Consider the following 19,804-nt stretch of genomic DNA (forward strand, 5'->3'; position numbering starts at 1 on the left):
CGCTTTCATCGCCACCCGTCTTGTGACAAGGGTGATGCTTCACTTGCTTCGAAGGCGACATGAAGGCGATCTCCGGCACGAATCTCGAGCAGGCCAAGTCTCACAACCGGCGCGTGGTGATCGAGGCTGTGCGCACCCACGGTCCGCTGTCGCGGGCGGCGATTGCCCGAATGACGGCGCTGACGCCGCAGACCGTCTCCAATATCGTCGAGGAGCTGGAGAGCTCGCAGCTTCTCGTTGCGGCCGAGGCTCAGAAGCTGGCGCGAGGCCAGCCGATCATTCCCTACAGCATCAATCCGCATGGTGCCTATTCGATCGGCCTGGAGCTTGGCCGTCGACGCGCCAGCGGTGTGCTGACGGACCTCTCGGGCGCCGTCTGCGCCCGCATCGAGCACCAGGTCGAACAGGCCGATCCGCAACAGGCCATGCCGGCGCTGCAAACAATCGTCGAGGATCTTCAAGAGGCTTTCGTCTTCGATCGAAACAGGCTGCTCGGCGTCGGCATCGCCCTGCCCGGCCGCTACGCCGATGGCGGCACCACGTCTCTCAGCCCGCACAGCCTGCCGGGCTGGCAGGATTTCCCGGTCGGGCATGCACTGGAACAACGGGTCGGAGTGCCGGTCCTCGTCGAGAACGACGCGACGGCGGCCGCAATCGGCGAGCGTCTTCACGGTGTCGCCCGCGGCCTCGGCAGTTTCGTCTATCTGTTTCTGGCCGGCGGCGGCGGCATCGGCGCCGGAATGTTTCTCGACGGCCACCTCTACAAGGGCAGCCGCAACAATGCCGGCGAGATCGGTCATATCATCGTCGAGCCGCATGGCAGGCTCTGCAGCTGCGGCAAGCGCGGCTGCCTGGATCGCTATCTCTCGCCCTCGGTCGCCTACGAATTCATGGGCATCGCCAATGCCGGGGAGCTTTCCCCCGACGATCTCGATGCGCTGATCGCCGAGGGACGTGAAGGCCTGGATGCGTGGCTCGATCAGGCCGTCGAGCCGCTGCGCCAGACCGTCGATTTTCTGGAGCTCGCCTTCGATCCGCAGACCATCGTGCTTGGCGGCAGCATCCCGACGTCACTGATGCGCCGGCTGGCCGAACGGCTGGAGCCGCTGCATGATCCGCTCGATCCCGGCCGGAAGCGGACGCTGCTCCGCATCATGATCGGCATGACCGGCAAGGATACGGCGATCCTCGGCGCAGCCGCCCTGCCGATCTTTTCCGAAACCAATCCGCGCTTCGACGTCCTGCAAAAGCCGGTCGGCTGACGCCCTTACCCGCCTGCCGGCAGCCTCGCATCTGCTTGGAGCGCGCGACGGGCCAGAGGTCGTGCAAAGATGACCACGTTGCCGAGAAGCGTCAGCGCCAGGCCGATCAGGCCGAGGCTGGTCCAGTGGTAGCCCTCGAAGATCGTCGACAATGACAGGGCGACGATCGGGAACAGGACGGTGGCATAGGCGGCGCGTGAGGAGCCGATGCGGGAGACCAGCATGAGATAGGCGGTGAAACCGATCACCGATCCGATTGCCGCGAGATAGAGCAAGGCGGCGAGATAGGTGATGTCAGGCGGCGTCACGATCGGCGTTTGCGTTAGGGCAATCAGCAACAGGAGAACGACCGCGCCATAGGTCATGCCCCAGCCATTGGCGGTCAGCGGTGAAATTCCCGCCGCGCTGTTTCGACGCGAGGCCATATTGCCGAGCGAGAAGAACAGCGTGCCGAGCGCCGCGAGCCCGATCCCTTTCAACGTGCCCACATTGAAATCGACGACAACCTCCTCTGCGAACAGCAGCAGCAGGCCGGTGGCGCCGAGCGCTGCCGCGAGCAGCGTGCGGCCTGTAATGCGGTCGCCGAAGAACAGGCGCGCATTGACGGCATTGTAGATCGTTGCGAGCGAGAAGATGACGGAGATCAGCCCGGACGGGATGAAGCCGGCGGCGTTGTAGAAACAGATGAAATTGAGGCTGAACAGGCAGAGCGCTTGCGCCAGGATGAAAGGTTGGTCACGCAAGGCCGGCAACTTCAGCCGCCGCATGAAAGCCAGGATGGCAACGAGGATCACGGCTGCGAGCGCAAATCTGTAAAAGACCGAGACCAGGACCGGCACGGGACCGACCTGGATCGCAATGGCGATCCAGGTCGTGCCCCATATGAGGACGGTCGCGATGAAGAGAGCGGCATTTGCCATGGAGTGATCCTCGTTTTCTCCATGAATAGGCGAACCGTGAGCCGGTCTCTTGCAGATTCTTGCTGTGAAATTCTTAGCCCCGGAGTTCCCGCTCGCCACGTCGGCCGTCCACCGCTATTGTTCGCAAGACGTCACGGGTGTGGGAAGAAATTGGTGAAAGACAGCCGCCTCTCTGTTTTCAGGTTTTTGTCCGCATCGCCCTCGGCGCGGATGTCGCAGTCGATCGATCTGGGGCTCGGGCGATCTGCGGCCCTCTGGAGCAATGGCAGCGACAGGATGAGCTATGAGCGGCCGGACGGACATACGTTCAGCCTTTATCTCAACGGAGGCGCCGGAACGCGCCGTCTGGACGGCAGCCCCGCCGCGCGAGGACGGCCCGGGGCCTTGTGTGTCATGCCACAGGGGCACTCGTCCGAATGGGAAATCACCGATCCCTTCGACTTCGTCCATCTCTATGTTCCCGACGATCAGATGCGCCGGATGTTTGCCGAGACGTTTGACCGCGATGCGCGGTTTATGGCTGTTGCCGAAGCGACCTTCGCCGATGCACCCGTCTTGGCGCATACGCTTCGGCAGTTGACGGAAGCGATGTTGGCGGGGGATCATCTGCTGGCTGAAGAAGCGATGACGCAGACGATCAGTGATTTTTTGGTTGATCCGCGTTATGGAGGGATGCGCCCTTGCGCGATCAGCGGCGGGCTCGCGCCCCATGTGCGCCGCCGCAGCCTGGACTATATCGAGGCCCATCTCGGCGAGACCATCCGCTTGCAGGATCTGGCGACGATCGGCCAGCTCAGCGCCTTTCATTTCCAGCGGATGTTCCGGGCAAGCTATGGTGTGTCCCCGCATGGCTGGGTGGCTCACCGGCGTGTCGAGCGCGCCAAATCGATGCTGCGCGGCCCGGACCCGATCGCACAGATCGCTTCGGCCTGCGGCTTCAGCAGCCAGAGCCACATGACGCGGGCTTTCAAGTCGGCCACAGGCGTCACACCCTCTGCCTACCGGCAGCGGCAGTGACGCGGCTTCTCCGAGCGCTACGACTCCTGCAATCCATAGAGCAGCGGCATCAGCCCCGCGAGCGCCTTGAAACGTTCCCATGACTTGGACGAGGGTTTCGTCCAGCCGGTTTCGGCAAGTGCCGAAAGGCGCGGGAAGACGAGACGGTCGAAGACGGCGCGATCCGTCATCGGCTCGGACCAGATGCAGGCCTGGATGCCGAGCAGTTGCTGTTTCTGGCTCGCTGTCCAGCCGCCGACGGGATCGAAATTGTAGAGCTTTTCCGCGTTGGAATTTCCTGCCCAGCTGGCGCCGGGCTCATCCCAGTCCGTCCTCAGCGCCATGTCGAGATAATAGACCTGGCCCGGGCAGACGACCATCTGATAGCCGCGTTCGGCGAGTTCGGCCGAAACCTCAACATTGCGCCAGCTGCAGAGATAGCTCTTCGACTTGTCGATGACGTCGCCGTGCGCGGCTTCCTCCCAGCCGCCGGTGATGCAGCCCTTGCTCGCGAGGAAGCGCTGGACACGCTCAAGGAATTCCGCCTGCAGGATGGCGGCGCCCGAGCCGTGAATGTCGTCGGCGCCATGGGTGTTGGTGACGACGTTCAACCGTTTGGCATGCGCATCGGCAACCTCGTCGCCGGCGATGGCGCTGAGGCGCGCCAGCGCTTCCGGCGAGCCGGACCATGCGCCGAGGGGAACCTCGTCGGCGCCGAGATGGATCGTCTTGAACGGAAAGAGCTCGATGAGTTCGGAGAGAATGGTCTCGACGATCTGGTAGGTTTGTTCGCGCGCCGGATTGATGCAGTTGTCGGGAAAACCCTGAACCGAGTAATAGCTGCCTTTTTCGGCCGGATCGCGCAGCTCCGGTATCGCCTGTTGCATGGCGTAACAATGTCCGGGCATATCGATCTCCGGCACGATTTCGATGCCGAAGTTCTTTGCGAGGGCGACGATCTCGCGGATGACAGGCTTGGTGTAGTAGCCGCCCGTCCGCGCCGGGCTTGAACCCAGAAGCGGCGGCACGGCGAGACCGTGGCCGCGCCATGCGCCGATCTCTGTCAGGGCCGGGTAGGCATCGATCTCCACGCGCCAGGCCTCGTCGTCGGATAGGTGCCAGTGGAAGCGGTTGAGCTTGTTCCAGGCCAGCACCGCCAACAGCTTCTTGACCTCGGCCGCGCCATAGAACTGGCGTGCGACATCGAGATGCAGACCGCGCCAGCCCATCGACGGCTCGTCGACGATCTCGCCGGATGCGGGAAACTGGAAAACTTGGGGGTGCAGCCTGGCGCCGCGCCAGATCTGGCCGAGCGTGACGAGGCCGTAGAGGAAGCCGGTGCGGCTGCTTGCCTCGATCGTGATCGCCTCTTCTTCGAAGCTCAGCCGATAGGCCTCCGACCCGAAGCCGGCAGCCTCCTTCAGGCCGACACGAACCGCGCCTTCGGCCTGGGTTCGCACGATGCCTTCGACCGCGAAGAGATGCTCCGCCAGCGCCGCGAAGCCTTTTGCCGCCGCCTCCCCTTCAGGGCTCTGCGCCTGCGGCGCAAAACCCGCCGGCAGCGGGCGGCGCGATGCGACGGCGACGCGGTTCGGCCAGGGAATGATCGACACCGGAACGGGCGCGTTGACGGGAACGGGATAGATCTCGGCACCGCGCTTCAGCGGCGCATTGCTGACGGAAGAGCGTGTCGGCCCGACGCCGAGCACGATGGTGCTGCCATCGGACAATGCGAGATAGGCACTCGTCGCGCCGTCCGTCCAGTGGCGGAACTGCCAGCTGAGCGCATAGACGGAGATCGTCCAGGTTTCGCCTGCGCCGAGAACGAAGTTGGCCGGCGGCTGGAATTCGGTGAAATTAGAAAGCCGTTGCGACACCGTTGCGCCTTCCACGCGTCCGGCGGGGTCGACGCGGCCCGGACCGCTGACGCAGAGGGAAAAACTCGAAAGCGGCTCGCTGCCTAGGTTCTTGAGGCGCAGGACATAGGAGAATTCCTTGCCCTCGGCAGGCGGATTCCAAATGGTTTCAAGCCGCAGGGCGTTCGGTCGCGGTGTCGACATTGGTCACTCTTCCTTTGAGGAAAACGGGGCTTTTGGACGTTCCGGCACGGCCACCGGGATCGGAGCGGCGATTGAAGTCAATCAAATTGATTTAATAGTGATAGCCAGTTTCCCGCCGGGCCGTCAATCGGCCACCCGGAATTTCTGCCGCCCGGCACTTAAGCAAATCCACCCGATGACATCGCCGGGGTGTCGCAATGTGGGAAATAATATCGGCTTGCCCATTTGCGTTAATATTAAGGTACCGTGAGCGACCAACGCCCGGCTGGTGGCGATCTCCTCGGTCTGCGCGCGCTGGATCAATTCTTCGCCGCAGCGTGGCGGTTGACATGCCGATCGTTTCGATCGCAAACATGAAAGCCCTAGATTTCTCACCGATCGGACGATGCCGCGCTGGCGGGATACTCGCATGTCGGAACGACTTGAAGCTGCTCGTCCTGATGGAAGGCCCGCCATGGTCTGGTTCGGCTTCCTGGCCATGTGCGTCGGCATGTTCATGGCAATCCTCGACGTTCAGGTGGTGGCGACATCGCTGCCGACCATCCAGTCGGCGTTGGGCATCGATCCGGATCAGATGAGCTGGATACAGACGGCCTATCTGATCGCCGAAGTGGTCGCCATCCCGCTGACCGGTCTGCTGACGCGGCTTTTGACGATGCGTTGGCTGTTCGTCGTCGCCATCAGCCTGTTCGTGACGGCGTCGGCCGGTTGTGCGGCGAGCGGCAGCTTCGGCGCGCTGGTCGCCTGGCGGGTGCTTCAGGGCTTTTCCGGCGGAACGCTGATCCCTTCGGTGTTTTCAGCCGTGTTCATTCTGTTTCCGAACGAGCGGCAAGCGCTTGCGACGACGATTGCCGGCGTGCTTGCGGTGCTTGCGCCCACCGTCGGCCCGATCGTCGGCGGATGGCTGACCGAAACCTATTCCTGGCACTGGCTGTTCCTGATCAACATCCTTCCGGGGCTTGCCTCGGCAATCCTTGCGGCCCGCTTTCTTCCCAGGCAGGAGGCCGATCGGTCCGAACTCAGGCATCTCGACGGGCTGTCGCTCCTCTTGATGGCGGCAGCGCTGACGGCGCTGGAACTCAGCCTCAAAGAGGCGCCGACCAGCGGCTGGACCTCGGCCTACGTCCTCAGCCTGCTGGCCGTCTGCCTTCTCTCGGGCGGCGCGTTCATAACGCGAACGCTGCGCCGACGCCGGCCGATCGTCGATCTTGGCAATTTCGGCGATCGGAATTTTCTCGTCGGCTCGGTTCTGAGCTTCATCCTCGGCATCGGCCTTTTCGGCTCGGTCTATCTCATGCCGGTCTTTCTCGCTTTCATCAGGGGACACGACGCCCTTGAGATCGGCGTGACCATGCTGGTCACGGGCATCGCACAGCTGGTCACTGCGCCGGTCGCTGTCGCGCTGGAGAAACGCATGGATGCGCGGCTGCTGTCGGCCGCAGGTTTCGCGCTGTTTGCGATCGGCGTCGGCATGAGCGCGTTTCAGGATCCGCGCTCGGATTACGACGCGATGTTCTGGCCCCAGGTGGTGCGCGGCGTCGCCATCATGTTCTGCCTGCTGCCGCCGACCCGGCTGGCGCTCGGCACGCTTCCGGCTGATCGCGTTCCCGATGCGAGCGGGCTTTTCAATTTGATGCGCAATCTCGGCGGCGCCATCGGCATCGCGCTGATCGACACCATCATCTACACACGCTCGGAGCCGCTGGGACAAGACCTCTGGGCACATCTTGAGGCCGGCGACATCGAGGCGGCCACGTTTGTCGGCGCGCCTGCCGAGATCATATCGGGACATAGCGGCAGCTTCGATGCGGATACCATGGCGACGCTCGATCCGCTGGTCCAGACCGCGGCCAGCGTTCAGGCGATCAACGAAGCCTGGATGGTCGTCGCCGTCCTGACCGGCTGCGCCCTGCTCTCGGTCCCTTTCGCCAGGCGGCCGGCGCCGGCATGAGACCCGGGCAACGATCCGACTCGACTATCTTCTGCGGCAAATATCAATCGGACACAGAAACGTCGATCCATCGACCGGTTCCTTGGTCACCGTAGATATCAACGTCAATCCATACATTGCCACGCAGGATCATATTGGCGGCCCCTCGCGTCATCGTTCCGTTCCGAAGCATCTGCTCCAGAGCTTGGCGATTTGCCGGATCGGCAAAGAATGAGTCCGATTGATCGTCATGATCGCGCACATGGTACTGATGGAAATTCGCCCTGTCTTGTCGGATGATCTGCCACGGCTGGGTAAGTCTAGCCCCATTTGAATTGTAAAGATCAGCGTCGCCGATATACGCGCGATAGCTTTCGATCAGGCGATTGCTGTGGGTGGCCTGAACTCTCGCTTGAGCGTGCGCTGTTCCCGCCACGATGACTGTGCTGAATAGAATCGATAATAATTTCCGCATGTTGCCCTCTTTCAAAAAGAGCGGTCTTACTGAGCGTTAAGCCAATTCGCCAGCCAAAAAGTGTCTTTTTGGCATAGCGAGGCTCCAGCGTGTGAGGGAACCGCCGGCGGCCGCCAAAGTTTAGCCTTTTGAAGCCATTGGCGGAGATGAGTTCAATGGCAGACGCACCGAACTCGCTCACCAGCACCGATGGCTCGCAGATTATCCTGTTGAGGCCATCATCGCCTACCGTGGGAATTCAGCATGAACACCGAGACGATTATTTTCGATGAGAGCGACTGGGTTCCGAACAACCCACGCCTTCCTGTATTGCTTTACCGGGATGTCTTTGCCGACGGTGGACCTCGCGATTTCAAAGATCGCTTCGCGGCAAACGGTTGGACCGGCATCTGGACGAACGGTGTCTTCGATTATCAGCACTACCATTCCGGTGCTCATGAAGTGCTGGGCATTGCACGTGGCAGCGCCACGCTGCTGATCGGCGGTCCCGGCGGTCGAGCGCTCGAAGTCACGGCGGGAGACTGTCTGGTGCTTCCAGCCGGAACCGGGCACCAAAACCTCGGCTGCACGTCGGAGTTCGAGGTCATCGGGGCTTATCCCAAGGGGCAGCATGCCGACATTCAGACTTCGGCTGCTTCAAGTGAAATGCTGGCGAAAATCTCGTCAGTGCCCCTGCCCGATACCGATCCCGTTCAGGGACCATCGGGATTTCTCATCGAGAAGTGGCGATAGCCATTTGCGCACCCTGATATCTTTCGCTTTCTGTTCCGCTTTGAGCCGGTTTTTGCAGCGTCCTCATGTGCGTTCATCAGCTGCGGCACCTTGTCGACCTTCCCATCATCGGTAAGATTTCTCTCAATCTTTTTGCGCCATCCTTTGATTCCCCTCTGACATCAATCGACGAGATCTTTATGGCCCCGAACCTCAAGCGCAGTTTGCAAATGCCACGACGCGAAGAGCTGGGTCTCGTTGCGATCAGCAACGGTTCCGGCCTGTCGATATCGGCTTTGCCGAACGGCACGTTGTTTGCCATCGAATATGCCGACGACAAAGGGGCGGTGCAGATCAATCAGATCCAGGGCTCGCCGCTCTACGGCGGCATCGGCCGCCTTTATCTGCGCATCGGAGGCGCCAAGCCTGATGTCGTCGAGATCGTCGGCCCTCGCGCCGATGGCCGCTTCGGGCACGATGCGACTGGCTTTTCCTGGAGCGGCAAGGCCGGCGATATCAGCTACACCGTCCGCCTCGAGCTGCATCCCTCCGAGACGGCCTGGTTCTGGCGCGTCACGTTCAAGCATCCGAAGAAGGGAGCGCTGCCGGTGGATCTGGTGCTCGTCCAGGACGTCGGTCTCGGCGATCGCGGTTTTCTGATGAACAGCGAAGCCTATGCTTCGCAATATGTCGATCACCATATCGCCGATCACGAGACATATGGCCCCGTCGTCATGAACCGGCAAAATCTCAAGCAGTCGGGCGCCCGCAATCCCTGGCTCATCCAGGGGTGCTTCGATGGCGCGGCCGCCTATGCCACGGATGCGATCCAGCTGGTGCAGGCGAAGCATCGGCAGGGCGACCTTCTGGTTGGTTCCTTCGGCACCAACCTTCCGAGCGAACGGCGGCAGCAGGAGACGGCCTGTCCGGCCATTCAGTCGAAATCCTTCTCCGTACCGGCAAGCGGTGCGACTGCGAGTTTCTTTGCTCTGTTCGCCGCCGATCACCCCGAGGCCTCGAGCGATGCCGACCTCTCGCGGCTCGACGGGTTCGCGGCGCCGGAGAGTGCAGCCGCCGATCCGGAGGCGGCCGCGGCCGTTCGCAGCCTGCTCCAGGATGCGCCCCTGCTGGAGGCCGAGGCGCTGGACCTGAAGGCGATCCGAAGGCTCTATCCGGAGCGGACCTTGGAGGAGCGCGCGCACGGAAGGCTTCTTTCATTTTTCGTGCCGGACGGCGTTCTCAACCGTCACGTCGTCCTGCGCGACAAGGAATTCATCGTCGCGCGGCGCCATGGCGCCATCGTGCGAAGCGGTCAAAACATGCTGCTCGACGATTCAACCCTTGCCGCCACCTGCTGGATGCAAGGGATTTTCGCCGCGCAACTGACGATCGGCAATACATCCTTCCACAAGCTTTTTTCCGTCTCCCGTGATCCCTACAACCTGATGCACGCCAGCGGATTGCGCATCATGGCCGATCTCGACGCAGGCTGGCAGCTCCTGGCGGTACCGTCGGCCTTCGAGATGGGACTGAGCGACTGCCGCTGGATCTATCAGTGCCGGGATCGCAGGATCATCGTCACGGCGATCGCTTCCGGCGAGGATGCGGCGATGCAGTGGAGCGTGTCGGTGGAGGGCAAGCCGTGCCGCTTCCTGGTGTTCGGTCATGTCGTGCTCGGGGAGCGCGAATATGACGCCGGCGGGCAGATCGAATTCGATCCCGGCCGCAAACGCATCTCTTTCCGGCCGGACCCGGCCTGGCTCTGGGGCGAGCGTTATCCCGATGCCGTTTACTGGCTGGTGAGTTCGACGCCCGACGCCATCGAGGAGATCGGCGGCGACGAGCTGCTCTATGCCGATGGCGCTGCGCGCAACGGCGCCTTCATCGCGCTCAAGTCCCGGCCGACGCGGGCGCTCTCCTTTGCCGTTGTCGGTTCGATGGCCGATGCCGAAGAAGCCGAACGGCTGGCGCGCCGTTATGAGGCCGGCGTCACCGATGAGGCCATGCTTGCGCCGGCATCGGCATTCTGGCGCAACGTCGTGCGCGGCATGAGGATCGACAATCCTTCGCCCGATCTCGCTGCCCAGACGACCCTTCTGCCCTGGCTTGCGCATGACGCCATCGTGCATCTCAGCGTACCACACGGCCTGGAACAATATACGGGTGCGGCCTGGGGGACGCGCGATGCCTGCCAGGGGCCGATCGAATTCCTGCTCGCTTACGAGCACGACCGCGAAGCCAGGGAGGTGGTGAAGACCGTCTTCAGCGAACAATATCTGGAAGGAGGCGACTGGCCGCAATGGTTCATGCTGGAGCCCTATGCCAACATCCGGGCGGGCGACAGTCACGGCGACGTCATCGTCTGGCCGTTGAAAGCGCTCTGCGACTATATCGAAGCGACCGGCGATCTCGCCATTCTCGACGAGAAGGTTTCCTGGCGCGATGAAAAGACCATGCAGAACGCGCCCGAGGCCGACGCCATCGCCTCTCACGTCGAGAAGCTGCTCGATACCGTCCGCACACAGTTCATCCCGGGAACGCATCTGATCCGCTATGGCGAGGGAGACTGGAACGATTCCCTGCAGCCGGCCGATCCGCATCTGCGCGACTGGATGGTCAGCAGTTGGACCGTTGCTCTGCTCTATGAGCAGTTCGTCCGTTATTCCGCCATCCTGCGCCGGCGCGGCCAGAGCGGCAAGGCAAAGGCTCTGCGGCAGATTGCAACCGCGATGCGCCGGGATTTCAACCGTCATCTCGTGCGCGACGGCGTCGTTGCCGGCTACGGCATCTTCGATCCCGCCCATGACGGCGTCGAATTGCTGCTGCATCCGAGCGACAAACGCACAGGCCTTTCCTTTTCGCTGATCTCGATGACGCAGGCCATGCTCGGCAAGCTGTTCACGCCGGCGCAGAGGCGGCATCATATGCGGCTGATCGAGGAGCATCTGCTCTTCCCCGATGGCGTGCGGCTGATGGAAAAGCCGGCGAGCTACGCCGGCGGGCCCGAAACGCTGTTTCGCCGGGCCGAATCCTCGTCCTTCTTCGGCCGCGAGATCGGACTGATGTATGTGCACGCGCATCTGCGCTATTGCGAAACGCTCGCGCTGGAGGCTTCGGCAGAGGAGCTGTGGAAGGCGGTCGCCATCGTCAATCCGATCGCCGTCACGACGGTCTTGCCGCACGCTTCACTGCGCCAGCGCAATACCTATTTCAGCAGCAGCGACGCGGCTTTCCACGACCGCTATCAGGCGGCGGATGACTGGGCGCGCGTCAAGGCGGGGAAGATCGCCGTCGACGGCGGGTGGCGCATCTATTCAAGCGGACCCGGCCTCTACACCAGGAGCTTCGTCGAAAATATCCTGGGTTTCAAACGACGCTTCGGCCGGCGCCGCCGCAAACCGCTTCTGCCGCCGTCGCACGCCGCCGTCGCTCTGCAAACGGATCATAGCGCCTGGCGGCGGTTGAGGAAGCCGAAGATGAAAATGGCGTTGAGAGAACCCTAAACAACGGCAAGAGAGAACGGCTGGAGAGCATCCTATGCGGCCCGTGTTCCTCGGCAGGACGAGGGTTTCCGCGCCTTAGCTTGCGCAGCCCGCCCCCGGGGCCGCTATCAGCAGATCCGAGCGACAGGGTTCTTATGACAGGCAACTCCTCACAAAGCAAAATCCTGAAACACAGGGCACGGTCCGATGCCGAAAAGGCGCGTATTTGTGCCGCTAACAATGCAGATCTGTATCAGGCGGTTTTCCGTGCCCATGGACTGCCTGATCAACGAACCAACGCATTTTGGTCAAGCGACGCGATTGCACCGCCATACTATTCCAACATGACAACACTTGACCCGGATGCAACGGAGGAACAGCTGGTTGAAATCGGTTGGCTGACAGATCGGCTGGGACGGCGCCCCGGTTTCAAAGACGGGTTTTCCCGGTTCAATCTCGTCGACAAAGGGTTCCAGTTGTTGTTTTCCGCATCGTGGATTTGGGCCGAACCTCACAAAATTTCAGCGCGTGCGCCCCAGGAGTGGGTACGCATTCGCGATGCGGCGGCCCTGCAACGCTGGGAACATTCGTGGAAAGAGTCGGGTAGCCCCACAGATGCCGACGTCTTCACACTGGGTCTGCTTTCCGATCCGGACATACACATTATGGCCGATGGGCCGACGACGGCTTTGACGCGGGCTGCATCGTAAATCGATCACCCGAGGCTGTCGGGATCTCCAACATCTTTAGCTTGGCTGGCACGCCGCAGGTCTTCCGGGATGCCGTCTCCTTGGCCACTGTCGCCTTTTCACCCGATCTGCCGCTTGTCGGATACGAGCGTGGTGCAGCACTGGACGAAATGACAAAACTGGGTTTCAAGCCGGTCGGCCAATTGCGCATTTGGCTATCTGATGAAGGCGGCATGTAACGCTTTTCTTCATTTGCGTTGTTCAGCGGGAAATCACGCAACGCCCTCAAGATGCGAACGTTCAGGACAGGCCGGTCGCGTCGCGCAGTTCCTCGAACCGGGCAGCACTCTTCGACAGATGGCTGCGGATGGCACGGCGCGCGGCCGCTTCGTTGCCGTCGCGGATCGCCGTGAATATGGCGTGGTGTTCCCTACGCATACGAGCGGCATGGCGCTTGCGCTCCGCCGCAGTCATCTTGTCCAAGCGTGCCCATTGCCGCGGCACCATGATGTTGCCGAACGTATCGAAGAGGCGGCCGTAGTAGGAATTCTGCGTCGCCACCAGGATCGACCGGTGGAAGGCGTAATCTTCCTCTGCGCCATATCCACCCTCTTCGAGCGCCCTGTCGAGCGCATCGAGCCGGTCCTGCATACGGTCTATGTCTTCCGGCGTGCGCCGCAGCGCGGCAAGACCGGCCGCCTCATATTCGACCCCCATGCGCAGCTCCAGCACCCGCAGAACCTCATCGATCGACTGCAGGTCATTGGGAATGATAGAGAAGGATCTCGGTGTCGGATCGTCCGAGACGAAAGCCCCGAGCCCCTGGTGCGTGGTGATCAGTCCTTTGGCGCGCAGGGTCGCGAGCGCCTCGCGCACGATCGTGCGGCTGACGCCGGTCGCCGCCATGATCGCCTGTTCGGTCGGCAGGCGCTGGCCCGGCTTGAGGTCACCGGACTCGATCTGCGCCGTCAGCGTATCGGCAAGGTTGCTGCGCAGGTTCGACGGCTGGCGAATGGTGGTGAAGAGCGCGTTGTCCTTGTCCGTCATTCCTTGTCATATCCTGCCTGTCGGGGCGGCTGCGCCGGCCGGTATGCTTTTGCTAGCGCATGCCGGCCGGAAAGGCAAAACGACGCGGGCCGAGACGCTGTGTTTCGCCGGTCGACGAAAGCGATTACCGCGCCAGCCAGCCGCCGTCGACGGGCAGCACCGTCCCGTGCACGTAATCGGATGCAGGCGATGCCAGGAACACGGCGGCACCTCCAAGTTCGGACGGCGTTCCCCAGCGTCCCGCCGGAATACGGGCCACGATGGCGGCGTTGCGATCGGGATCCTCACGCAGCGCCGTCGTGTTGTTGGTGACGAAGTAACCGGGGGCGATGGCGTTGACGTTGACGCCCTTGCCGGCCCATTCGCAAGCGAGCAGCTTCGTCAGTCCGGCAAGCCCGCTTTTCGAGGCGGTATAGGACGGGATGCGAATGCCGCCCTGGAAGGAGAGCAGCGACGCGATGTTGATGATCTTGCCCCTGCCCTTCCCGACCATATGGCGGCCAGCCGCCTGCGACAGGAAGAAGGCCGTCTTCAGATTGACGTCGATCACCGCGTCCCAATCTTCCTCGGTGAAGTCGAGCGCATCGGCACGGCGGATGATGCCGGCGTTGTTGACGAGAATGTCGAGGCCGCCGAAGGTCTGGATCGTCTCGGCGACGATCCCCTTGACCGGTTCGATGGTGCCAAGATCGGCCTTGATGACATGGAAGCGGCTTCCGGCCTGCTTCACCAGCGCCTCGGTTTCCTCCATCGAGGAGCGCCCAACGGCGACGATCGCCGCACCGGCCTCGGCCAACGCCGCAGCGATCGCCTGGCCGATCCCGGTATTGGCGCCGGTGACGACGGCGGTCCGGCCGGAGAGGTCGAAGGGATTTGCCACGGTGCTCACCTCAGATCCGCGATGGCGATATGATCCATGTCGGTAAAGCTCTTGTTGTCGCCGGCCATCGCCCAGATGAAGCTGTAATTCTTGGTGCCGGCGCCCGAATGGATCGACCAGGGCGGCGAGATGACCGCCTGCTCGTTGGCGACCAGCATATGCCGGGTCTGTTGCGGCTCGCCCATGAAGTGGAAGACACGCTGGTCGGATTCGAGATCGAAATAGAGATAGGCTTCCATGCGCCGGTCATGCGTATGGGCCGGCATGGTATTCCAGACGCTGCCCGGCTCGATCATGGTGAAGCCCAGGGTGAGTTGGCACGACTGGCAGACTTCCGGGTGGATGAACTGGTAAATCGAGCGCTTGTTGGCCGTCGCGGCTTCGCCGGGCGTCAGGTGACGAGCCTTTTCGCGGGTGAGCAGCACGGTCGGGTGCGTTTGATGGGCCGGCGTCGAGACCAGATAGAATTTCGCCGGATTGGCGGCATCCAGGCTTTCGAACCGGATGTCCTTGGCGCCCTTGCCGGCATAGAGGCAATCATATTTGGCAAGGTCGTAGCTCGTGCCGTCGACGATGATGCGGCCGGCGCCGCCGATGTTCAAGGTTCCGAGTTCACGCTCGGCGAGGAAGGTTTCCTGTCCGATCGCCGTCGGCGCCGTCAGCGTCAGCGCGACACCGAGCGGCGTGGCGCCGCCGATGACCATCCGGTCGTAATGGGAATATGTCAGCCGGATCTCGCCGCCTGCGAAAACGGTCTCGACCAGAAAGTGACGCCGCAGCGCTTCGGTGTCGTATTCGCGCACGGCCTCAGGATGGGAGGCGTGCCTCACGTCGATCTGCATGTCAATTTTCCTTCAGCTTCGTTGTCGTCACGCATCGTCGCTATTGCGCAAGCCGATCCATCAGGCGTCCTCCGCTGCGGCGGTATCCGTCTGGTTACATAGTTGTACGACAAGTTTGGTGTCAACACGTTTGTCCGGGACTTGGCTGAGCAGACGTGAAGGGATCGTAAGGGGGCGCTTTCGGCGCGGCCGCACATTCCTCGGCCAAAACGAAAAAAGCCTGCCGCGGGAGGAGGTGCGGCAGGCTTTCGATAAAAACCGAACGACAGCTGGGAGGAGGAGTGCTGCCGTTCCCGCAAGCGACCCTGGGAGGAGGATGGGGCGCCTGCATGGTCGAAGGATGCGGGAGGAGGTGCACCGCTTCGATGAAATAATCATACTTATTTTCTGCTCAGATGATAGGCATTTCTTTGCAGGGCAGCTATGCGTTATGCGAAAAGCGGGCGGCTCGCCATCTGACGGGCAAGCCCAAAAAGCAAAGCGCCCGCTCGGGAGGAAGCAGGCGCTGGCCAAATGTCGAAGGTGGTGGTCTGTCTGGCCGTTAGCGGGCGATGGCCGCACGGGCGATGGTGCGGATTTCGCCGCGGCCGATGCCGAGGTCGTCCAGTTCGCGCGTCGACATACGGCCCAGTTCAGCGACCGTCTGACGGTACTTGCGCCAGTTGTTGAAAGAGCGTGCTACGTTCATGATGATCCCCTTTCCGTGGGCTTTCGAAGCCTAGCTGCCAGTCCTTGGCGCTTCGGTTGCTTCGATGAGTTCTATATAATACGGGACCCCCGGTTGTTGCAGCGCCAATGCATCACTGCACCTATGCGATAACTGCATGGGTTCTGATGGGCCGCGGCCGATCTCAGGCTTTGAAGCGATCGAAGGCCGTCAGCCGGACGAGCGGCGGATCGGCCTCCTTCCACCGATAGATTTCCGAACGCAGATAGGAAAGCTCGTCGCCGAGATCGTCCTCGCCGACTTCGATCCACCAGGATTTCAGGCGGCCATCGCTTCCATCAGACCAGCGGTAGCCCCTTGCCTTCAGGTGGTCCTTCATCTCGAACGGGCTGTGTTCGGCAAAGATGCGGACGCGGCAGCGTTGGCTGGCGCGGTACAGCTCGGCGAAGGGGCTTTCACCGTCGCCCTGCTGTCGATCCAGGATCTCCAGGAGTGCGTGGCAGTCGTCCACCGCGCGGTGGCCTTCATGGAAATAGCCGGCCTGGCCGACGAGGTAACCGAGCTTGGTGCCCTCGAAGCCGCGGGCGCTCCAGTCGATCTCCGAAACCGAGCACGCCCAGGCCTTGCCGGTGAAGATGGGTGAGAAGGCCTCGCAGAACGGCCGGTCGAACCCGGCATTATGGGCAATGATGAGGTCCGCCGGTTCGATCAGTGCACTCAGCGACGGCATGTCGATCATCTGTCCTTCGACCATGGCATCGGTAATGCCGGTCAGCCTGGTGATGTCGGGCGGGATCGGCCTGGACGGCTGCTGCAGACCGCCATAGATGCCGACCACATCGCCGACCGCGCCGTCATCGTTGAAGGTGAAGGCGACGGCGCCGATTTCGATGATTTCATCGCTGCGGTAGTTGAGGCCCGTCGTCTCGGTATCGAGGATGACGCCGAGCCGCGAAAACTGCGGCTGTCTCGCTGCCGCGACCGGCCGGGCGGCAAGTTTCCTCAGGATGCGATAATTGCCGCTCTCCTCGAGCGCGCGCGCCATGTCTTCATCGCAGCGGGCCGCCGGCGGTGACGGCCGCCGGCGCGCCGGGCCGCGTGCCTCGGCCATTGCGGGCGATGGCTTGGCAAACATGTCGAGTTGCGAATCTCTGTGCACGCTCATCGAACTTGTATGTCACGGAGGCGCGGGCGAATCCATCGCCCGCGGCGCGCTATGCCCAGCCCTTGCCTTTCATGGACAGGAAAGTTTAGCTGAGTGTCAGCGGCGGAAGGAGAAACCATGCCTCGTGACGACTTCAAGGACGCGGACGAAGACGTCGTCATCATCGGCGCCGGTGCTGCCGGTATTGCCGCTGCCCGCCGCCTGCTGGCAATCCGTCCCGGTCTTTCCGTCCTCCTGCTCGAAGCCGGCGACCGTCTCGGTGGCCGGGCCTGGACGGTCGGGCTGCCCGGAACCGGCGATCTCGGTTTCGATCTCGGTTGCGGCTGGCTGCATGGGGCGCGGACCAATGCCTGGACGGCGATTGCCGGTGAGGTCGGATTGACGGTCGACCGCTCGCCGGCGCCCTGGAACGGGGGGCGGCGGCTTCAGCGGGACGATGCGGAGAGCCAAGCCGCGCAGCAGGCGATTGGCGCTTACTTCGAACGCCTAGAAAGCCACGAAGGCAACGATCGCGACATGGCAGCAAAGCTACAGCCCGGTAGTCGCTGGAACGGCCAGATCCGGGCAATCGGCACCTATATCACCGGCGCCGAACTGGAGCGTTCGTCGATCGTCGACTACAACAGATATGATCCCGGCGCCGGTCCCGACTGGCGGGTGCGGGAAGGCTATGGAACATTGATCTCGCTCTATGGCGCGCCGGTCCGGACAAGGCTTGGAGTCGAAGCAAGGCGCGTGGATCACCGCCATGCCGGCCGTATCAGTATCGACACGAACAAGGGGATGATCACCGCCGGGACGGTGCTCGTCACCGTTTCGACGAATATGCTTGCCGCCGGCAGGATCGCGTTCGATCCTCCCCTGCCCGACAAGATTGAAGCGGCAGCTCGTTTGCCGCTGGGGCTCGCCGACAAGATTTTCCTCAGCCTCGCCGATCCGGACGCGTTGCCGGCAGATACGCATATGCTCGGATCGACCAGTCGCGGTGCGACCGGCACCTATCAGCTGCGGCCGTTCGGCGCTGCCGTCGTCGAGGCCTATTTTGCCGGCGATCTCGCGCATGATCTGGAGCGGGCAGGGAAAGAAGCCGCCTTTGCCTTCGCCGCCGATGAGATGGCGGGGCAATTCGGCGCGGACATCCGCAAGCAGCTGTCGCTGGCGGCGATCTCGGCCTGGGCCGCTACACCCCATATCGGCGGCTCCTATTCCTATGCCGAGCCCGGCGCCTCCGATTTGCGCGCGATCCTCGCCGCACCGCATGACGAACGGATCTTCTTTGCCGGCGAAGCCTGTTCGCATGCGCGTTATTCGACGGCGCACGGCGCCTACGAGACCGGCGTCGCCGCAGCCGAGCTGCTCGCCGCCTCGTTTTCGAAAAATCCGTAACCGGCGCCCGCCCGCGGGAATATGTTTTCCCACTTGTGGCACGGGCGGGATTGGTTATGCTGCCCTCGCCCCTGCGCTGGATGAGCCCAGGGCGCCATACGTCATCCGGCGGCAAGCGGCCGCCTCAAGCTCGATATTGTCATTGGATTGCGGAAGCCCCGGCTTCTACCCCGGCGATTTTGCGCGTCGGCTGCGGGCGCCCGCATGAGGAGGAAGAAATGGATTATCGCAAGCTCGGTCCCAGCGGGACCGTCGTTACCGCCTATTGCCTGGGCACCATGACCTTCGGGGCGGAGGCCGACGAAGCGGCCTCGCACAAGCTGCTCGACGATTATTTCGCCTGGGGCGGCAATTTCATCGATACCGCCGACGTCTACAGCGCCGGCAAGTCGGAAGAGATCATCGGTCGCTGGCTGAAGGCGCGCCCGACCGAGGCCCGCCAGGCGATCGTCGCGACCAAGGGCAGGTTTCCGATGGGCAACGGGCCCAACGATATTGGCCTGTCGCGCCGCCATCTCGGTCAGGCACTCGACGATTCGCTGCGCCGGCTCGGCCTCGAGCAGATTGACCTCTACCAGATGCATGCCTGGGACGCGCTGACGCCGATCGAAGAGACGCTGCGTTTCCTCGACGACGCGGTTTCATCAGGCAAGATCGGCTATTACGGCTTTTCCAACTATGTCGGCTGGCACATCGCCAAGGCTTCGGAGATCGCCAAGGCGCGTGGTTATACGCGTCCGGTGACGCTGCAGCCGCAATACAGCCTGCTGGCGCGCGACATCGAGCTCGAAATCGTCGCCGCCTGCCAGGATGCCGGCATGGGCCTGTTGCCGTGGTCGCCGCTCGGCGGCGGCTGGCTGACCGGCAAGTACAAGCGCGACCAGATGCCGACCGGCGCCACCCGCCTCGGCGAGAACCCCAATCGCGGCAGCGAATCCTATGCGCCGCGCAACGCGCAGGAACGCACCTGGGCGATCATCGGTGCGGTCGAAGAGATCGCCAAGGCCCGCGGCGTCAGCATGGCGCAGGTGGCGCTCGCCTGGACGGCGGCGCAGCCGGCTGTAACCTCGGTCATCCTCGGCGCCCGCACGCCCGAGCAGCTCGCCGACAATCTCGGCGCCATGAAGGTCGAGCTATCCAAGGAGGAAATGACGAAGCTCAACGAGGTCAGCGCTCCTCAACCGATGGACTATCCCTACGGCAAGGGCGGCATCAACCAGCGCCACCGCAAGATCGAAGGCGGCCGCTGAGCCCTCCGGCCGCAACTGAACGAAGCCTGTCTGCTTCATGCC

17 protein-coding genes are annotated in these 19,804 nt (G+C 62.7%); 9 read left to right on the forward strand and 8 right to left on the reverse strand.

Annotation, left to right across the window (positions count from 1 at the left end; all coding sequences use genetic code 11):
* The first annotated feature begins 59 nt into the window (after positions 1 to 59).
* Positions 60 to 1,262, forward strand: coding sequence for an ROK family transcriptional regulator (locus J7U39_RS24545; protein ID WP_210632403.1), 1,203 nt, complete (start codon positions 60 to 62; stop codon positions 1,260 to 1,262).
* 5 nt (positions 1,263 to 1,267) lie between these two features.
* On the opposite strand, the gene J7U39_RS24550 is transcribed toward J7U39_RS24545, so the two are convergent.
* Positions 1,268 to 2,182 carry a DMT family transporter gene (locus tag J7U39_RS24550; RefSeq protein ID WP_210632404.1) on the reverse strand — a complete coding sequence of 305 codons (915 nt, stop codon included), beginning with the start codon at positions 2,180 to 2,182 and terminating at the stop codon, positions 1,268 to 1,270.
* A 276-nt stretch (positions 2,183 to 2,458) separates the two neighbouring features.
* On the opposite strand from J7U39_RS24550, the gene J7U39_RS24555 reads away from it, so the two are divergent.
* Positions 2,459 to 3,199, forward strand: a complete 741-nt coding sequence (locus J7U39_RS24555) for an AraC family transcriptional regulator (protein WP_221102534.1) — start codon at positions 2,459 to 2,461, stop codon at positions 3,197 to 3,199.
* A gap of 17 nt (positions 3,200 to 3,216) precedes the next feature.
* On the opposite strand, the gene J7U39_RS24560 is transcribed toward J7U39_RS24555, so the two are convergent.
* Positions 3,217 to 5,238 (reverse strand): beta-N-acetylhexosaminidase, encoded by a 2,022-nt coding sequence (locus J7U39_RS24560; RefSeq protein ID WP_210632406.1) that lies wholly within the window; start codon positions 5,236 to 5,238, stop codon positions 3,217 to 3,219.
* Between the two features lie 409 nt (positions 5,239 to 5,647).
* Here J7U39_RS24560 and J7U39_RS24565 point away from each other — a divergent pair, with 409 nt between their 5' ends.
* Positions 5,648 to 7,189, forward strand: coding sequence for a DHA2 family efflux MFS transporter permease subunit (locus J7U39_RS24565; protein WP_210632407.1), 1,542 nt, complete (start codon positions 5,648 to 5,650; stop codon positions 7,187 to 7,189).
* Positions 7,190 to 7,232: 43 nt separating this feature from the next.
* Here J7U39_RS24565 and J7U39_RS24570 read toward each other — a convergent pair whose 3' ends face one another.
* Positions 7,233 to 7,643, reverse strand: coding sequence for a hypothetical protein (locus J7U39_RS24570; protein ID WP_210632408.1), 411 nt, complete (start codon positions 7,641 to 7,643; stop codon positions 7,233 to 7,235).
* Positions 7,644 to 7,886: 243 nt separating this feature from the next.
* On the opposite strand from J7U39_RS24570, the gene J7U39_RS24575 reads away from it, so the two are divergent.
* From J7U39_RS24575 to J7U39_RS31910, 4 genes are all read left to right on the forward strand, one after another.
* Positions 7,887 to 8,375 carry a cupin gene (locus J7U39_RS24575; protein ID WP_210632409.1) on the forward strand — a complete coding sequence of 163 codons (489 nt, stop codon included), beginning with the start codon at positions 7,887 to 7,889 and terminating at the stop codon, positions 8,373 to 8,375.
* A gap of 179 nt (positions 8,376 to 8,554) precedes the next feature.
* Positions 8,555 to 11,857 (forward strand): cellobiose phosphorylase, encoded by a 3,303-nt coding sequence (locus tag J7U39_RS24580; RefSeq protein ID WP_210632410.1) that lies wholly within the window; start codon positions 8,555 to 8,557, stop codon positions 11,855 to 11,857.
* 134 nt (positions 11,858 to 11,991) lie between these two features.
* Positions 11,992 to 12,546 (forward strand): hypothetical protein, encoded by a 555-nt coding sequence (locus J7U39_RS24585; RefSeq protein ID WP_247241783.1) that lies wholly within the window; start codon positions 11,992 to 11,994, stop codon positions 12,544 to 12,546.
* Positions 12,547 to 12,626: 80 nt separating this feature from the next.
* Entirely contained in the window at positions 12,627 to 12,764 is a 138-nt protein-coding gene (locus tag J7U39_RS31910; protein ID WP_247241784.1) for a hypothetical protein, read from the forward strand.
* A 61-nt stretch (positions 12,765 to 12,825) separates the two neighbouring features.
* On the opposite strand, the gene J7U39_RS24590 is transcribed toward J7U39_RS31910, so the two are convergent.
* The 5 genes from J7U39_RS24590 to J7U39_RS24610 form a co-directional block, all read right to left on the reverse strand.
* A complete protein-coding gene (locus tag J7U39_RS24590) occupies positions 12,826 to 13,572 on the reverse strand; it encodes a FadR/GntR family transcriptional regulator (RefSeq protein WP_210632411.1) in 747 nt (248 codons plus the stop codon).
* Positions 13,573 to 13,696: 124 nt separating this feature from the next.
* On the reverse strand, positions 13,697 to 14,461 hold the full coding sequence (gene kduD, locus J7U39_RS24595) for a 2-dehydro-3-deoxy-D-gluconate 5-dehydrogenase KduD (protein ID WP_282615087.1): 765 nt from the start codon (positions 14,459 to 14,461) through the stop codon (positions 13,697 to 13,699).
* Positions 14,458 to 15,294, reverse strand: a complete 837-nt coding sequence (gene kduI / locus J7U39_RS24600) for a 5-dehydro-4-deoxy-D-glucuronate isomerase (RefSeq protein WP_210632413.1) — start codon at positions 15,292 to 15,294, stop codon at positions 14,458 to 14,460. Before kduI ends, kduD begins: the two co-directional genes overlap by 4 nt.
* A gap of 541 nt (positions 15,295 to 15,835) precedes the next feature.
* Positions 15,836 to 15,982: a DUF1127 domain-containing protein gene (locus J7U39_RS24605; protein ID WP_064695679.1), complete on the reverse strand. Its 147-nt coding sequence runs from the start codon at positions 15,980 to 15,982 to the stop codon at positions 15,836 to 15,838.
* A gap of 163 nt (positions 15,983 to 16,145) precedes the next feature.
* Entirely contained in the window at positions 16,146 to 17,126 is a 981-nt protein-coding gene (locus tag J7U39_RS24610; protein WP_210632414.1) for a 3'-5' exonuclease, read from the reverse strand.
* A 117-nt stretch (positions 17,127 to 17,243) separates the two neighbouring features.
* Here J7U39_RS24610 and J7U39_RS24615 point away from each other — a divergent pair, with 117 nt between their 5' ends.
* Positions 17,244 to 18,512 (forward strand): NAD(P)/FAD-dependent oxidoreductase, encoded by a 1,269-nt coding sequence (locus J7U39_RS24615; protein ID WP_210632415.1) that lies wholly within the window; start codon positions 17,244 to 17,246, stop codon positions 18,510 to 18,512.
* Between the two features lie 218 nt (positions 18,513 to 18,730).
* Positions 18,731 to 19,762, forward strand: coding sequence for an aldo/keto reductase (locus tag J7U39_RS24620; protein WP_210632416.1), 1,032 nt, complete (start codon positions 18,731 to 18,733; stop codon positions 19,760 to 19,762).
* Positions 19,763 to 19,804 lie beyond the last annotated feature (42 nt).

The sequence above is a fragment of the Rhizobium sp. NLR16a genome (assembly GCF_017948245.1).
GTDB lineage: Bacteria > Pseudomonadota > Alphaproteobacteria > Rhizobiales > Rhizobiaceae > Rhizobium.

Bases quoted from the DNA above. Each gene is read 5' to 3' on its own strand.
- J7U39_RS24570 (WP_210632408.1), bottom strand. From the start codon at position 7,643: ATGCGGAAATTATTATCGATTCTATTCAGCACAGTCATCGTGGCGGGA.
- J7U39_RS24620 (WP_210632416.1), top strand. From the start codon at position 18,731: ATGGATTATCGCAAGCTCGGTCCCAGCGGGACCGTCGTTACCGCCTAT.
- J7U39_RS24565 (WP_210632407.1), top strand. From the start codon at position 5,648: ATGTCGGAACGACTTGAAGCTGCTCGTCCTGATGGAAGGCCCGCCATG.
- J7U39_RS24545 (WP_210632403.1), top strand. From the start codon at position 60: ATGAAGGCGATCTCCGGCACGAATCTCGAGCAGGCCAAGTCTCACAAC.
- J7U39_RS24580 (WP_210632410.1), top strand. From the start codon at position 8,555: ATGGCCCCGAACCTCAAGCGCAGTTTGCAAATGCCACGACGCGAAGAG.
- J7U39_RS24610 (WP_210632414.1), bottom strand. From the start codon at position 17,126: ATGAGCGTGCACAGAGATTCGCAACTCGACATGTTTGCCAAGCCATCG.
- J7U39_RS24550 (WP_210632404.1), bottom strand. From the start codon at position 2,182: ATGGCAAATGCCGCTCTCTTCATCGCGACCGTCCTCATATGGGGCACG.
- J7U39_RS24590 (WP_210632411.1), bottom strand. From the start codon at position 13,572: ATGACGGACAAGGACAACGCGCTCTTCACCACCATTCGCCAGCCGTCG.
- J7U39_RS24575 (WP_210632409.1), top strand. From the start codon at position 7,887: ATGAACACCGAGACGATTATTTTCGATGAGAGCGACTGGGTTCCGAAC.
- J7U39_RS24605 (WP_064695679.1), bottom strand. From the start codon at position 15,982: ATGAACGTAGCACGCTCTTTCAACAACTGGCGCAAGTACCGTCAGACG.
- J7U39_RS24585 (WP_247241783.1), top strand. From the start codon at position 11,992: ATGACAGGCAACTCCTCACAAAGCAAAATCCTGAAACACAGGGCACGG.
- J7U39_RS24615 (WP_210632415.1), top strand. From the start codon at position 17,244: ATGCCTCGTGACGACTTCAAGGACGCGGACGAAGACGTCGTCATCATC.
- kduI (WP_210632413.1), bottom strand. From the start codon at position 15,294: ATGCAGATCGACGTGAGGCACGCCTCCCATCCTGAGGCCGTGCGCGAA.
- J7U39_RS24560 (WP_210632406.1), bottom strand. From the start codon at position 5,238: ATGTCGACACCGCGACCGAACGCCCTGCGGCTTGAAACCATTTGGAAT.
- J7U39_RS24555 (WP_221102534.1), top strand. From the start codon at position 2,459: ATGAGCTATGAGCGGCCGGACGGACATACGTTCAGCCTTTATCTCAAC.